Origin of the sequence: Methylobacterium sp. J-001 (genome assembly GCF_022829565.1) — a bacterium.
In the GTDB taxonomy this organism is placed as follows: domain Bacteria; phylum Pseudomonadota; class Alphaproteobacteria; order Rhizobiales; family Beijerinckiaceae; genus Methylobacterium.
This window is the reverse complement of record NZ_JAKSYN010000193.1, coordinates 29,873-43,550: the sequence shown is the minus strand read 5'-3', so window position 1 is coordinate 43,550 and position 13,678 is coordinate 29,873. Positions and strand designations below refer to the sequence as shown.

Genomic DNA, 13,678 nt, shown 5'->3' with positions numbered 1-13,678 from the left:
ACCGCGTCTTCAAATCCTACGCCGACATCCTCGACCACTGCTGCCACGCCTGGAACACCCTCATCGACCGACCCTGGCGTATCATCTCCATCGGACTGCGCGCCTGGGCTCATGGGTTCTGATCAATGAGGATCGGTATAAGCGCTATCCCGGCTCGGCCGCTGCCAGGCCATCGCCCGTGAAAGCCGGAAACCGCGTGGCGGTAACGGCGCAGAACAGTCGTCCTCTCGCAGCGATCGATCCACGCTTGCGCTCGCTTCGACCCGGTAAGACAGTACCGCTCACCCCGATCCTTGCGTCACAATGTGAGGGTTCGAGCCGACGGAGCACTCGCGCCGCCGAGCCCTGGTCCGGAAGAGCACCTTTTGTCGCTCGGCTCGCGCGCCCAAGCATTCGCGGCGCGGAGGCTTTCATCGTACGCCCACCGACGGCAGCGGCGCTCCGGACAGAACGCGGCGCGTCAGCTCACCCGCCCACGATACTGATCGTCGCTCACCGCCTCTAGCCACGTCATCGCCTGTCCATCCAGACGCTCTTGAATCGCGATATGGCCCATTGCCGTCGTCGCGGTGGTGCCGTGCCAGTGCTTCTCGCCGGCCCGCACTTGAGAGGGCCGGCCGGCCATCATGAGGTCGCTCGTCGTCGCATTCTTTTCGCAACAGGCATAGCGGTCTAATTCAGCCGCACCAGCCGGTCGAGAAGCGCTCGGTCGTGAAGCAGCGCCATGCGTTCTTTCGGCGTGAGCCAAGCCTGAGCCTCAGTCACGGTCTCGGCCTCGCAGACCTTGGCGGTGGCAAGGGTCTGATCCGGATCGATGACGCCCCGGGGCCGGGACACACCGACCGGCAGCATGCGGGCATGCGCCTCGGCCAGGTCCGGGTCGGCGTGGAGGGCCGCCAGCGCGTCGGCATCGTCGAGACCCTGAGCGGCGTTGCGCGCCGCCAGGATGCCGGCCCGGACTGCAATTTCGGGCGGCGATGCCTCCTCGGGGGTGGCGAGCAGGAGGCGGCGCTTGAGGGCGAGGCCGAGCCCGAGCTGGCCACTCGCCCAGGAGATCGGGATCGCCAGCACGAGGCCCAGGATCGTCGGGCTCATCCAAAGGAACAGCGAGGTCGCGAGAGCGAATGCCGCTATCCCGGCAACGAGGCCGAGGGCCATGTGCCAGCGATGCCGGGCGACGATGTCCCGCATCGGGATCGAGCCGTCGTCGCGGCGCTGCGGGTTCCAGCCTGTGTCGCGCCCGAGCAGGATGCCCATCACCGAGCCGGACTGGATCACCATCGCCACCGGAGCGACTAAGGCCGAAAGCAGGATCTCGACCAGGCTCGACAGGACCAGCCGGCCGGCACCGCCGCAGGCCCTACGTACCGGACCATTAAGCAGGGCGAGGATCAGGCCGAGGAGTTTCGGCGCCAGCAGCACCGCCATGGTCAGGCCGAACAACTGGAGCGCGCGGACCGGGTCGAACCGCGGGAAGACCGGCGAGAAGCCGGCGCCTCCGAAATAATCCGGCCGCTCGGTGGCGGTCTGTAGGACGAGCAGGATGCCGACCACGAGCTGACACAGCCAGAGCGGGGAGGCGAGGTAGCCGGCGATGCCGGTGGCGAAGTGCTGGCGGGTCGCCGGATGCAGGCCGGCGGCGCTAATCACGCGAGCATGCTGGAGGTTGCCCTGCGCCCAGCGGCGGTCGCGGACCGCGACGTCGATTAGGGAGGGCGGGCTCTCCTCGTAGGAGCCGGGAAGTTGCGGCAGCATGTAGACCGCCCAGCCGGCCCGGCGGATCAACGCCGCTTCCACGAAGTCGTGGGACAGGATGTGGCCGCCGAAGGGCGGCTTCCCGGGCAGGTCCGGCAGGCCGCAGGATTGCGCGAAGGCCCGGGTCCGGATGATGGCGTTGTGGCCCCAGTAATTGCCGTCCCGGCCCGACCAGGCGGATAGCCCGGCGGCGATCACCGGCCCGTAGATCCGGGCGGCGAATTGCTGGAGGCGGGCGAACAGGGTGTTGCGGTTGATGATCAATGGCAGGGTTTGGATGATGCCGGCATCCGGGTCGGCCTCCATGGCGGCCGCGAGCGCCACGATCGCCGGGCCACTCATCAGGCTGTCGGCGTCGAGCACCAACATGTGGTCGTAACGGCCGCCCCAGCGGGTGACGAAATCGCCGATGTTGCCTGCCTTGCGGTGATGGTTCTTGGGCCGGTGCCGGTAGTAGAGCCTGGCGTCCGGGCCGAGGCGACGGCGTAGATCGAGGAAAGCGCGCTCCTCGGCAATCCAGGCATCGGCTTGCGTCGAGTCCGAGAGCACGAACCAGTCGAAATGGTCGCCCAGACCGGTGGTCTCCACGGCCTCGCGCATGGCCTCGACGCCCGCGAAAGTTCGCGCGGTGGCTTCATTGTAGACCGGCATCAGCACGGCGGTGCGGGTGTGGAGCGCGGCCGGGTCCGGGTTCGGTCGCGCCCGGCGCAGCAGCATTGCGAAACCGAGCAAGCCGCTGGTGAAGGCGAGCGCGATCCACGAGAAGGTCAGGCAGAACAGCACCACCAGAACGAGCTGGAGGGGGGTCGGGCTGCCGGAAATCGACACGGTTTCGACCATCTGCCAGCCGCCATAGCCCGTTAGAGCCAAAGCGCCGCCGAACACGAACAGTCGGGACGCCCAGGGGCGTCTCGACTTGCGCACCGGCCGATGGGCGGACGAGCGATCCCACGATGCGAGATCCTGCACCGGCATCGCCAGGGGCGCCTCGTCGGGCATCGCGGCATTACGTTCGGGACGCCCGGGGCCGGCATCGGTTCGCGGAGCGGGCGGCGGCAGGGTTATGGTCTCGTCCAGGCGCACGGTCGGGTCTGATCCTCGGGGTGATGGGCAGGACGGAAAATCACGGTGTCCAGCGGAACAGCCAGGTCTCACTCGCGCGATCCTGGCCGCGCCGAAGCCCCAGACGCAATTCGCTCGCCCGCTCGCTGCCCGGATCGAGCTCGAACAGCACCCTCAGGGTCCTGCGCCCGGGATAATGGAATCGGTCCTGACGGGTAATCGTCCCGGTCGAGGCGCTGAGCGCGATCTCGATCTCATCCGGCCGGGTCAGCCCGTCGCCCTCGAAATCGACCGCAAACAGGCGGCGGTTGCCGATGCTGCCGTGACCGCAGCGGCTGTCTTTAACCCGGGCAAGGTCCGGGGGCAGCGGATCGGGCCAGCCCTTGGACCAGTGCTGGCGGCAGAGGAAGCGCATCTCCGCGCCCTTTGCGAGCTTCGCTTTCGGGCGCCAATAGGCAAACACGTTCTCGTTCAATTCGGAATCGCTCGGAATTTCCAAGAGCGTTACCGCACCCTCGCTCCAATCGTCCTGCGGCTCGATCCACAGGGATGGGCGCTGCTCCCAGTGGCGGCGGTCGTCTTCGAAATCGTCGTAGGAGCGAGCACGCTGCATCAGGCCGAAGCCCTTCGGTCCCCGGTCCAGGAAGGCCGAGACCTGCAGCGCCTCGGGATTGTGTACCGGGCGCCAGATCGGTTCACCGTAGCCGTTGCGGATCGCCAAGCCCTCCACGGAGAAGGCGGCGGCGCGCAGATCGTCCACCCTCTGTCGGTCGAGAGGCCCGAACAGGTAGCTGCCCTGCATCCCGCCGAGCCCGATATGGTCGAGTTCGGCCCGAGCGAACACGGTCCCGTCGATCCCGGCCACGGAAGCCTCCCGGCCCGGGGTCAACGTGAGCGTGAATGCGGCAACTGCCGATTCCGATTCAACCAGGGCATGGACGACGATCGGTTGCCTGGGCGCTGGCGCCTCGACGAACAGGGCCCGGAACAGTGGGAATTCCTCACCGCGGGAATCTGCCGGCCGCAAGGCAAGTGCCCGGGCGTTGATGCCGAAATCCTGACCCTCGGCTACCAGGCGGAAGAATGAGGCCCCCTGAAACAGTGCGAAGTTCGACAGGTCCGTCCCGTCGCCGAAGCGCGCGCGAAGGCGGAAGCCGGAGAAGGCGGTGTCGGCGTTCAAGTCCGGCAGCGCGATGTTGGCGGCGATCAGGCTGTCCCGGTCGTAGGCCACCGGCTGGACCCGCCCATTCTCGACGGTGAACAGCGAAACCGGCGTATCGAAGATCGATCCGCGCAGGAGGGGTTCGATCTCGTAGCCGAAGTCTCGGCCGGCCCAGACGGCCCGACCCGGTACCGGATGGATCGCCTCATAGGCGTCCCGGGACAAAGCCTTCAGCACAGCCGGCACGTCATCGGTCTTCGGCGCCCCGTAGGGGGCGGCTGCCCGGGCGCGGGCGATGTCGATCAGCGTGTTCGGCTCAAACGGCGCGCCGGCGCCCGGCAGCGTGATTGCCGGATTGGCGCCTGCGGGCTCGACCGCGCGTGCGATCGTCGGCAGGAAACCCGCTGCGCTACCCACGGCCCCGGCCAACACGGCGCGGCGGGTGGGAGCGGCGGCGAATCCGTCGGCGGTGGTCATGCGGGCCTGCGTCTCAGTTGGCGGAACGGTGCCTGTATACCGGGAGGACGGCTGAACCCAGGGTTAAGCGGCGCCTCAGACGGAACGGGCACGCCTCCGTTGACTTAGCGCAAGCCGGCTCTCTAATTCCGGGGACTGAATCGCACGGGGGAGGCAGCATGGGATCGTTGCGGGTCACGGGCCACGGCGTGGATCTCGGAGAGAGTCTGCGCGGCCGTATCGACGAGCGGATCGCTGCGACGCTCGACAAGTACCTCGACTCGCACATGAACGATTCCTGTACCGGCCATGTAACGCTTCGGCGGGACGGAGCCGCGTACCGAACGGGTTGCGTGCTGCACCTCGCGTCGGGGCTGACGATCGAGGCGGTGGGTGTGTCGCACGACGCAAGGTCGAGCTTCGAGCAGACCGCCGACAAGCTCGAGACGCGACTGCGCCGCTACAAGCATCGGTTGAAGCAGCATGCCAGCGGCCCCAGTGAATCCGCGGCGATCGAGGCGGCCTACGCGGTGTTCGCCCCACCGGAGGAAGTGGACGAAGACGAGCCGGAGGACGGCGACGCCCACCCGCCGATCGTCGCCGAGAGCACCAAGACCCTGCAGCGCCGCACCATCGGCGAGGCGGTGACGGCCCTCGACATGACGGGATCCCCAGTGGTTGTGTTCGTCCACGCTGGCACCGGGCGCGTCAACGTCGTATACCGGCGCAGCGACGGAGCGATCGGCTGGGTGGACCCGCCGGGCGCCGTCGACTGACGCGTGTGGACCGAAAGGAACGGAGCCGGAACCGGCCCGTTCCCCGGCCCATTGATAGTCAGGGACGTCGTGCGAGACGTCCCTGCGACGAGGCCCGTTCCGACGCGGATGGGTAACGGGGCAACGGTCGATCGATGCCAATTCTGGAATTCCTCGACCCCGAATCGGTCGTGCAGTCCATGCGCGCGCGCGCCAAGAAGCAGGTGCTTCAGGAGCTTGCGGCGCAGGCCGTGCGTCGGTTACCGGCGCTCGACGAGCGGCCGGTCTTCGATACGCTGCTCCAGCGCGAGCGCCTCGGCTCGACCGGGATCGGTGAGGGCGTAGCGATCCCGCATGGCAAATTGCCCGGCCTCGACCGGCTCTTCGGCTTATTCGCTCGGTTCGACCGGCCGGTGGATTTCGAGGCCCTGGATGGCCAACCGGTGGATGTCGCTTTCCTGCTTCTGGCCCCGGAAGGAGCTGGGGCCGATCACTTGAAGGCCCTGGCCCAGGTCGCCCGGGTTTTGCGCGAGCCGGGCATGCTCAACCACATCCGCGCCGCTCGCGATTCCAGCGCGCTCTATGCGCTTCTGACCCGCTCAACGGCTCCGCAGGCCGCCTGATGCCGCGGACCCGCTTCGTTGTGTCGGCCGTGATCCTGGCTGGCCTGTCCGGCTCGGCTTGGGCGCAGGGTGACGCCACCTGCGGCCGGGATGTCCTGGTGGCGCAATCGATGCAGCGCCAGGCCCTTGAACAGCTGGAGCAGGCGGACGGCGACGACGCCAAGAACTGCCGCGTCTGGCGCCGCCACGTCGACACGATGCGTCGGGTCGCCAGCGTTTTTGGCCTCTGCCTCTCAGGTTCGGAGCGGGCTCAGCGGCTCGCGCAGGTGCAGGGTTCGGATCGGGAGTTTTCCGCAGCGATCAAGGCACGCTGCGGCGGGCATTGAGGACCAGTTCGACCGGTAGGCCGATTGCCTGCCCGGCATCATAAACTCAATCGACGCGTCGCATCATCAGCGGCTCGGCCACCATCTTCACCGGTTTGCCGCGGCCGATCAAAATCGCGGCACGAGAGCGCTCCGGATCGTCCTCGAAGCGGGTGCGTACCCAGCTCGCCAGGAATTTTACATATTCGGAGGCCAGGAGTTTGGCCGTCGGGGGACTTTGCCACCAGCGATCGGCATCGAGGCCCTCGGTCACGACTGGATGGGGTAGGACGCGGTCGCTGTCCTGCAGGGCGTGGTCCAGCTCGATGAGCGTGCGCGGCATGTGATAGTTCGACGTCACCACTGCGACGGTATTGAACCGGTGCGCCCGCATCCAGCGTCGGGTCTCGATGGCGTTGCCGATGGTGTTGCGGGCCCGGTAATCGAGATCGACGCAGCATGCGATCAGGGAGCGCTGGGTCGGATTCAACCTGGCGATCTCGTCGCGGCTGGTGCGCTCGTTGACCCCGGTGATCAGTAGCCGGCGCCCGTAGCCGCCAGCTAGAAGATCGATCGCATCGCCGATCCGCTGTGCTCCACCGGTGAGCGCGACGATGCCGTCCGCCCGGTCGGCCGGACTGCGCTCATGTCGGGCCAGGGCACCGACGAAGATCAGGAAACCAGCGAACAGTGCTGCGGCGCCGAGACCCGCACCGAAGCCGCACGTCCAAAGCAGCCGATGCCGAGGATGGGATCGCGGAGGGGGCGCGGAGGCGCCGCGCGGAAAAGGCCGCTCGTTCCAGGCCCAGCCGAGGGCGTCGGTCGGGTAGGGGGCCGGTGCGCGTTGCATCCGCGTGGTCATCCTCCGGAGGATCGGCGCCGAATACGGCGGCCCGGAGGCATACGTATCGGCCCCATCCACACCGCCGCGATAACCTTTCGCAATCGTTAACGGTTTACCTGGACCCCCTGTTTCCCCCGCGCGCCCATGGTATCGCGCGATCAAGACAGAAACCGACGCACGGTGATCCGCGACACCACGCCCGTGACCACCGACGCGATCACCCCGATGAGGATCACGCTCGCATAGCCCCGCAGCCCGACCTGGACGGCGCCGAACAAGGCTTCGACCTCCTGGCCGGCTGGTCCAGAGCGGGCAGCGCGGGCGAGCAGGCCGGCGATGGCGAAGGCGAGGATCGCCAGCCCGGCCCCGATCGCGCCGCCGCGCAGGCCCAGCCCGAAGAACCGGCGCTGGAACGCACGGGCGATGTAGTCGTCGTCGGCGCCGACGAAATGGAGCACCTCCACCACCTCGCGGTTGCCCGCCATGGCGCCGCGCGTGGCGAAGGTCACCGCCAGCCCGGTAGCGACCAGCACCAGCACCACCATGCCGACGCCGATGCCCACGAAGGCGTTGGCCGCGGTCGAGAGCCGCTGGAGCCAGAGCGCGTGGTCGTCGAGGCTCGCTACCCCCGGCAGCGCCTCGGTGAGGCGGGTGCGCAGGCGCTTCAGGTCCGCGCTCCGATTGTCGGCGAGCTTGAGGGCGATCAAGCGCGGCACCGGCAGGTCCGACAGGTCGAGGCCGCTGCCCAGCCACGGCTCCAGAAGCCGCTCGGCCTCCGCCTTGGAGAAGACCCGCGCCTCGGCGATCCCGGGCTCGGACTTGGCGATGGTCTCGGCTCGGCTCACGTCGGCATCGACGTCCCGGCCGGGGCCGGGCCGAACCTGGATCGTCACCTCCTGGGCGACGTCGCCCTGCCACTGCCCGGCATTGGTGGCGACGATCTCGGCGGCGCCCGCGCAGAGACTGGCCAGGAAGGTCAGGATCGCGATGACCGCCGCGAGCGAGCGCCCGGCCGCGGTGTCCGTGGGGACCAGAGCGGCGTTGCGGCGCAAATTCGTCGGCAGGCTCGGATCAGCGGGACCGGACGGGGATTCAGCCTGGGCTCGTGTGGTGGCCGGCGCACTCATTCCTCGATCCGCAGCCGGCCTTCGCCCAGCACCATGCGGCGGGCATCGACGGCGTCCATGATCCCAAAATCGTGGGTCGCGATAATCACCGAGGTTCCGAGCTTATTGAGTTCCAGGAACAGCCGCAGCAGCCGTCGCCCGAGACCCGGATCGACGTTTCCGGTGGGCTCGTCGGCGAGCAGCAGGTCCGGCCTCGCGATCAATGCCCGTGCGATGGCGGCGCGCTGCTTCTCTCCGCCGGACAGAAGCGGCGGCAGCGCGTGCATGCGTTCGCCAAGGCCGACCCAACGCAGCAACTCGACCACCTCGGCCCGGTAGCTCGCCTCCGACCGGCCCTGGACCCGCAGGGGCAAGGCCACGTTCTCGTAGGTCGTGAGATGGTCGAGCAGGCGGAAATCCTGGAACACCACGCCCATCCGCCGCCGCAGGCCCGTGAGCGCCTTGGCCGAGATACCGCTGACCTCCTCGCCAAAGATCGAGACGAGGCCCCGAGTTGGGCGAACCGAGAGCAGGATCAGGCGCAGCAGCGTCGTTTTTCCGGCGCCGGACGGGCCGGTGAGGAACTGGAACGAGCGCGGCGCAATCCGGAAGCTCACATCGGACAGCACCTCCGGCCCGAGGCCGTAACGCATGCCGACATTCTCGAACTGCACCACCGGGCGTTCCGCGCCGGGCAGCAGGCTCTTCATGCTTGCCTGTAGGTTCAAAGCCGTGCCGGGTTTCGCCGATCCATCGTTCGGAGATCGCCGGATCGGCAGGCGTTTTCAAGGCCAGCCTCATTTCACAGACGCTTAACCCTGTTCGGGCACGGTTTCTCAACTGATTTTGCGGCTCGGCTCCGGCTTGGCCGATCGGAAACGATCCCCCATGGAACGAATGGCGCGCGTATGCTGATCGTCTGCCCGAGCTGCGCGAGCGAGTACCGGATCGAAGCCGGCAAGGTCGGCAAGGATGGACGCTCTGTCCGTTGTGCAGCCTGCCGTGAAACCTGGTTCCTTACCCCCGCCGACGTTCTAGCCGGCCATGAGGCCGAACTTGCGGAGAAGGGTGAGGCGGAGCCCGATCCGGCAACGGACGCTGTCTGGCAGGAAGCCTCGGCCACGGTCAGAGCCGCCTCTGAGACGTCGGCGCCGTTGTCCGAACGGCGCCGGGCTCCCGTGCGCGCCATCCGCGCCAAGGGCTGGCGCGGTCTTCCCGGCCTCTCGCCCTCCATGGCCGTGGGACTGACGTTGCTGGCGGCATTGCCTCTGCTCTGCTTAGCCCGGACAGGCGTGGTCCGGTTGGTTCCACAGAGTGCCGCCCTGTTCGCCCGTGTCGGGCTGCCGGGGAATGTCCGGGGCATCGAAATTCGCGACGTGGTGGCCTTCAGCAATCCTGCCGAGGACGCCCAGCCTGCTGAACTCGTTATCGAGGGCGACCTCGTCGGCGTAGCCCGAACCGACGTGCCGGTCTCGGCCTTGAGCGTTGAAATCCGCGATGCTGGCGGCCGCGTGATCCGAACCTTTCCGGTGGCTGCGCCCAGGGCTGTGCTCGGGACGTCCGAGACGGCCCGGTTCCGCGCCAGCCTGACGAACCCCCCAGCATCCGGCCGGGCCGTGGTGCTGCGCTTCGCGGATGCAGGATCGTCACGCAGCGAAGTTCGGGCCGACGTCGATCGTCAGTGAACAGCTGTCGCGACTGGACTTTTCTTATGATCGATGATCTTTCGTAAGGAAATTAGATTTCTCACTGAAATTCATTGGGCCTATAAACGGTTTTTTCAGACGATTATGAGTTGAATAAGCGAACCTGTTACGCCGATGAGTGATTGTCTTAACACAAGGAGCTGAAGTTTTTTGGCGCCATCGAATTTGATTCCAATGTTGTCCATTGCCTTTGATTAAGAAGTTACAAATTTCGACCCATTCCGATTGATGCTGCTGATGTTGCGTCCCTAAAGGGCTCGAACGACAAAGCTCAAATGGTTTCTATTTCATGATGCTTGATGAATAGCAAGCAAAAATATCGTCAATCAATTTCAACAATGACATACAGACCTGCCTCAAAGGCTTGATGGCGCGCGTTTCATAGGGTGGGGGTTCTTTTCATAGGCCGTCGCGGGCCGTGTTGCTTCTTGATCTTGGATCTGAAACTCTAGGTCTGTTGTTGTTCGAGCTAGCAATCGCGTGTCCGCGAATTCTAGGTTGCAGGACCACTCAGCCGTGAGCGCCAAGAAAACGATCCCGATCTTTTTCCGAACGACCGATTCCGTTGGGCCGAAGGACGCTTTCGACTATTGGCGCAGTACCGTAATGGCAGGGACGGAACTGGCTCAACTTGATTCGGACCAGCCCTTTTCCGCCTCCCGCAAGGTGGCGGCGTCCCGCCATGGATCGGTCTTCCACACGATCAGTCGCCCCTACAGCCTGGAACGCAAGCCCCATCACGTGCGGGGCGACGGGCGTGAGGATATGGGCATCATGCTGATCATGAAGGGACGGGGCTACATCGAGCAAGGCAACAATGGCGCGCTGCTGGGCGCCGGCGACATCAGCTTTCAGACCTGGGGACGGCCCGGCGGCGGCGGCGGACTGACCGACTTCGAGGAAATCCGTCTCGCGGTGCCCCGCGCGACCTTTCTGGCGCATATCGGCAACGTCGATGATTTCGCCGGCCGCAAGTTCGCCGCCGGCCCGCTGAACGACCTGTTCGCCGCCTATCTCCGCGCTTTCGCAGGGTCGGTCGAGGCGATGTCGGATGCTGAAACCGGGATCGCCGTCGAAAGCGCCCTTCACCTGTTGCGCGGCATCATCAACGGCCAGAACGCACGCGGAGACGGCGACCTGTCGGCAAATGCGCTTCGCTCCCTGGCACTGGCGCGGATCGAGCATCGTCTGCACGATCCAGACTTCGGTCCGGACGCACTGGCCGCCGACTTGAGGGTTTCCCGCAGCCGCCTCTACGCGGCTTTCTCCGGCGGCGAGGGCATCGCGGCCACGATTCGCGACGCTCGTCTGGATCGCGCCCATGATCGGATCGTCATGATGCAGAAGGCCGGAGGCCGGATCGGGTCGATCATGGCCGGTTGCGGCTTCACCGACCCGGCGGCCTTCAGCCGCGCCTTTCGCCAGCGATTCGGCCTCTCGCCTCGGGACTTTCTAGCCCAGTGTGCCGGCTGAGTGGATCTGATCGCTGGGTGTGAGGTTGCGGGACGCCTGTACTGTCGGGCACCGCGCGTGGCCGGGCCAAGCCCATATCGGCAAAGGGGCCGGCGCAGAGACAGGCGGCTCAGGGCTTGGACCTGAGCGCCGGGCGCGCGGCGGCGGATCCGCTGGCCCGGAAATTCTGAATCGTAGGTCGGACGCCCGGAGGGCCGCCTTACGGATTGCAAGGCGAGCGCACGGTGAGTGTCGAACCGAAGATCCCCACCTTCATTCAGACGACCGATACCGTTGAGCAGAAGCATTCCTTCGACTTCTGGCGCGACGTAGTTTTGACCGGTGTCGACGTCACTCCGTTCGAGTCCGACGCGCCCTTCTCAGCCTGCCGCATGGTTGCACCCTCCGCGCACGGGACGATCCTGCGCACCGTGAGCACGCCGGTCGGCGTGGACCGTACTGCGCGCCATATCGGTCGAGACGGGCGCGACGAGATCGCGATCATGGTGGTTGCTGCCGGTCAGGGCTACATCGAGCAGGGCAGCAACGGAGCGCTCCTGCAGAGCGGCGACGTGGCCTTCCATGCTACGGGCCGGCCCGGGATCGCCGGCAGCCGATACGGCTACGAGGAAATCCGGCTGGCCGTGCCCCGGGCCAGCTTCGTGGCGCAGGTCGGCAACCCGCAGGTTCTCACCGGCAGCAAGCTGAGCGCCACGCCGCTGCGCGGGTTGTTGGCGGCCCATCTCGACGCGTTTGCAACATCGGTGTCGAGAATGACGGAAGTCGAGACCGGCATCGCCATCGAAGGTGCGCTCCATATCCTACGCGGTATCGTCCATGGCCAGCATGGGGCGATCGACGGCCGGCTATCCGTTGAAGCTGTACGCTCGCTGGCCCTGTCCCATATCCAGCGTCGCCTGCACGAGCCGGCTTTCGGCCCTGAGTCCCTGGCTGCATCCCTCCAGATCTCCCGCAGTCGCCTCTACGCGGCCTTCGCGGGCGGCGAAGGCATCGCGGCCACGATCCGCGACGCACGGCTGGACCGGGCACATGATCGTATCGTGATGATGCGCAAGACCGGCGCCCGGGTCGCGTCGATCATGGCGAGTTGCGGCTTCACGGATCCGGCCACGTTCAGCCGCGCGTTCCGTCGGCGCTTCGGCTTCACGCCCCGGGACCTCCTGTCCCAGGGTGTCGGTTGAGAGGGTCAGTTCCGCCGACCGGGCGGACTTGCGACTGGATGCGCGGGTGTCGCTGCCGCCCCCATGACCGAACGGGCCAAGCCCGCGCCGCCTTGGAGGAGCCGGATCGCCGCGACGCCCACTCGCGCCAGACGGATCTGGCCCGGTAGCTGGCGCGGACCGATGGGACGGTACACGAGATGAGGACTCACACGCTCGGCTTCCGCGATAGCCTGCCCGAGTGGGAGCGCGGCAATCCGCGTCGCTTCCGCGGGGGCGATCCCGAGGGCGCGTGCCCAGGCCTGGTTTACGCGCAGGCTGCCCCTGCCGTGCAGGCGTCGGAACCGGCGCCGCCACAGGTAGCGGCGTACCGCCCGAGGGAACGTCTCCATCCGGGCGTCGCACAGGGCGTCGGGCTCTTCGCAGCGGGACCGGATCGTGTCGGCGACGCCGCCCGGGGCGCGGCCGGTGAGCCGGGCTGAGATGGTCACGCACACATCGGTGGCATGGCGGACGCGCAAGCCGTGCTGGATCAGCCGCGCAATGAACGCCCCATCCTCGCCGAGCGGAATTTCCGGCATTCCGCCGACTTGTAGATAGGCCGTGCGGGTCACCGCCAGCGTCGCGCCGATCGCAGTCCGATGGCAGGGCCAGGGATCGTGCGGGTCCGGATCGATCCGAGCCTCCGCCTCGGTGATCAGGGCGTCGTAGATGTCCTCAAGGCGGCCCCGGGCGGGGAGGGACGGCGGCAGCAGCGCAGCCTCATTGGCATCCAGCTCGACCCGGCCGGCGACCGCGTCGGCGCCGGCCTCAATGGCCGCGCGGTTGCGGATGACCCAGTTCGGCGACACGCGGCTATCCGCATCCGTCGACAGGATCATCCCCGCATTCCCCGCTTCGCCCAGCCACGCTGCCGCGGCATCCATGGCACGTCGCCGAGCCCAGCCTGCATGAGCACCGGAGAAATCCTCGCTCGCGATCCGGACAGGGATGGACAAGGTCGGCACCAGCCGGGCCACGAGGGCATCGGTCCCGTCCGTACAATTGTTCAGGAACAGCACCAGCCCGAGGCTCCCCGGGGTCAGTCCGACCTGCGCGGCGATGGCCCGGAGGCACGCCTCGATGCGTTCGACTTCGTTGCGGACCGGGATCGCGACGATCGCGCTTGGCGTGCGCGCGGTGTGCGGGGTGGTGCTCATCACCAGGGACGGTCTCCGTTCGGCCGCCGCGGACGAATCGACCCGCGGAGCGAAGCGGCTATGCCGCAAGCC

12 protein-coding genes and 2 pseudogenes are annotated in these 13,678 nt (G+C 67.1%); 7 read left to right on the top strand and 7 right to left on the bottom strand.

The window, feature by feature from the left end; genetic code table 11:
* A pseudogene (locus MKK65_RS22810) lies at window positions 1–122 on the top strand (IS630 family transposase); the annotation flags it as partial.
* A gap of 338 nt (window positions 123–460) precedes the next feature.
* On the opposite strand, the pseudogene MKK65_RS22805 reads toward MKK65_RS22810, so the two are convergent.
* The 3 genes and pseudogenes from MKK65_RS22805 to MKK65_RS22795 all read right to left on the bottom strand — a co-directional run.
* Window positions 461–595 (bottom strand): annotated as a pseudogene (locus tag MKK65_RS22805) (cupin domain-containing protein); the annotation flags it as partial.
* Window positions 596–672: 77 nt separating this feature from the next.
* Window positions 673–2,838 (bottom strand): glucans biosynthesis glucosyltransferase MdoH, encoded by a 2,166-nt coding sequence (gene mdoH, locus MKK65_RS22800; RefSeq protein WP_243960328.1) that lies wholly within the window; start codon window positions 2,836–2,838, stop codon window positions 673–675.
* Window positions 2,839–2,878: 40 nt separating this feature from the next.
* Window positions 2,879–4,456 carry a glucan biosynthesis protein D gene (locus MKK65_RS22795; protein ID WP_243960327.1) on the bottom strand — a complete coding sequence of 526 codons (1,578 nt, stop codon included), beginning with the start codon at window positions 4,454–4,456 and terminating at the stop codon, window positions 2,879–2,881.
* A 158-nt stretch (window positions 4,457–4,614) separates the two neighbouring features.
* Between MKK65_RS22795 and MKK65_RS22790 the strand changes: the two genes are divergently transcribed.
* From MKK65_RS22790 to MKK65_RS22780, 3 genes are all read left to right on the top strand, one after another.
* Window positions 4,615–5,211, top strand: a complete 597-nt coding sequence (locus MKK65_RS22790; protein WP_243960326.1) for an HPF/RaiA family ribosome-associated protein — start codon at window positions 4,615–4,617, stop codon at window positions 5,209–5,211.
* A 134-nt stretch (window positions 5,212–5,345) separates the two neighbouring features.
* The gene (gene ptsN, locus MKK65_RS22785) at window positions 5,346–5,813 is read left to right on the top strand and encodes a PTS IIA-like nitrogen regulatory protein PtsN (RefSeq protein WP_243960325.1); all 468 of its coding nucleotides are present in this window, start codon (window positions 5,346–5,348) and stop codon (window positions 5,811–5,813) included.
* Entirely contained in the window at window positions 5,813–6,139 is a 327-nt protein-coding gene (locus MKK65_RS22780; RefSeq protein WP_243960324.1) for a hypothetical protein, read from the top strand. Before ptsN ends, MKK65_RS22780 begins: the two co-directional genes overlap by 1 nt.
* 46 nt (window positions 6,140–6,185) lie before the next feature.
* Here MKK65_RS22780 and MKK65_RS22775 read toward each other — a convergent pair whose 3' ends face one another.
* The 3 genes from MKK65_RS22775 to ftsE all read right to left on the bottom strand — a co-directional run bounded on the left by MKK65_RS22775 (window position 6,186) and on the right by ftsE (window position 8,778).
* Window positions 6,186–6,968, bottom strand: a complete 783-nt coding sequence (locus MKK65_RS22775) for a YdcF family protein (RefSeq protein WP_243960323.1) — start codon at window positions 6,966–6,968, stop codon at window positions 6,186–6,188.
* 152 nt (window positions 6,969–7,120) lie between these two features.
* Entirely contained in the window at window positions 7,121–8,089 is a 969-nt protein-coding gene (locus MKK65_RS22770) for a cell division protein FtsX (protein WP_243960322.1), read from the bottom strand.
* A complete protein-coding gene (ftsE, locus tag MKK65_RS22765; RefSeq protein WP_058193336.1) occupies window positions 8,086–8,778 on the bottom strand; it encodes a cell division ATP-binding protein FtsE in 693 nt (230 codons plus the stop codon). Before ftsE ends, MKK65_RS22770 begins: the two co-directional genes overlap by 4 nt.
* Window positions 8,779–8,976: 198 nt before the next feature.
* Between ftsE and MKK65_RS22760 the strand changes: the two genes are divergently transcribed.
* The 3 genes from MKK65_RS22760 to MKK65_RS22750 all read left to right on the top strand — a co-directional run bounded on the left by MKK65_RS22760 (window position 8,977) and on the right by MKK65_RS22750 (window position 12,428).
* Window positions 8,977–9,753 (top strand): zinc-ribbon domain-containing protein, encoded by a 777-nt coding sequence (locus tag MKK65_RS22760; protein ID WP_243960321.1) that lies wholly within the window; start codon window positions 8,977–8,979, stop codon window positions 9,751–9,753.
* Between the two features lie 537 nt (window positions 9,754–10,290).
* Window positions 10,291–11,247: a helix-turn-helix domain-containing protein gene (locus MKK65_RS22755; protein WP_243960320.1), complete on the top strand. Its 957-nt coding sequence runs from the start codon at window positions 10,291–10,293 to the stop codon at window positions 11,245–11,247.
* A 224-nt stretch (window positions 11,248–11,471) separates the two neighbouring features.
* Window positions 11,472–12,428: a helix-turn-helix domain-containing protein gene (locus MKK65_RS22750; RefSeq protein WP_243960319.1), complete on the top strand. Its 957-nt coding sequence runs from the start codon at window positions 11,472–11,474 to the stop codon at window positions 12,426–12,428.
* 5 nt (window positions 12,429–12,433) lie between these two features.
* Here MKK65_RS22750 and MKK65_RS22745 read toward each other — a convergent pair whose 3' ends face one another.
* A complete protein-coding gene (locus tag MKK65_RS22745) occupies window positions 12,434–13,606 on the bottom strand; it encodes a glycosyltransferase (protein WP_243960330.1) in 1,173 nt (390 codons plus the stop codon).
* Window positions 13,607–13,678 lie beyond the last annotated feature (72 nt).

Excerpts from the sequence above, each read along its gene's own strand:
- ftsE (WP_058193336.1), bottom strand. The coding sequence starts at position 8,778 with ATGAAGAGCCTGCTGCCCGGCGCGGAACGCCCGGTGGTGCAGTTCGAG.
- MKK65_RS22760 (WP_243960321.1), top strand. The coding sequence starts at position 8,977 with ATGCTGATCGTCTGCCCGAGCTGCGCGAGCGAGTACCGGATCGAAGCC.
- MKK65_RS22790 (WP_243960326.1), top strand. The coding sequence starts at position 4,615 with ATGGGATCGTTGCGGGTCACGGGCCACGGCGTGGATCTCGGAGAGAGT.
- ptsN (WP_243960325.1), top strand. The coding sequence starts at position 5,346 with ATGCCAATTCTGGAATTCCTCGACCCCGAATCGGTCGTGCAGTCCATG.
- MKK65_RS22770 (WP_243960322.1), bottom strand. The coding sequence starts at position 8,089 with ATGAGTGCGCCGGCCACCACACGAGCCCAGGCTGAATCCCCGTCCGGT.
- MKK65_RS22775 (WP_243960323.1), bottom strand. The coding sequence starts at position 6,968 with ATGCAACGCGCACCGGCCCCCTACCCGACCGACGCCCTCGGCTGGGCC.
- MKK65_RS22745 (WP_243960330.1), bottom strand. The coding sequence starts at position 13,606 with ATGAGCACCACCCCGCACACCGCGCGCACGCCAAGCGCGATCGTCGCG.
- MKK65_RS22780 (WP_243960324.1), top strand. The coding sequence starts at position 5,813 with ATGCCGCGGACCCGCTTCGTTGTGTCGGCCGTGATCCTGGCTGGCCTG.
- MKK65_RS22795 (WP_243960327.1), bottom strand. The coding sequence starts at position 4,456 with ATGACCACCGCCGACGGATTCGCCGCCGCTCCCACCCGCCGCGCCGTG.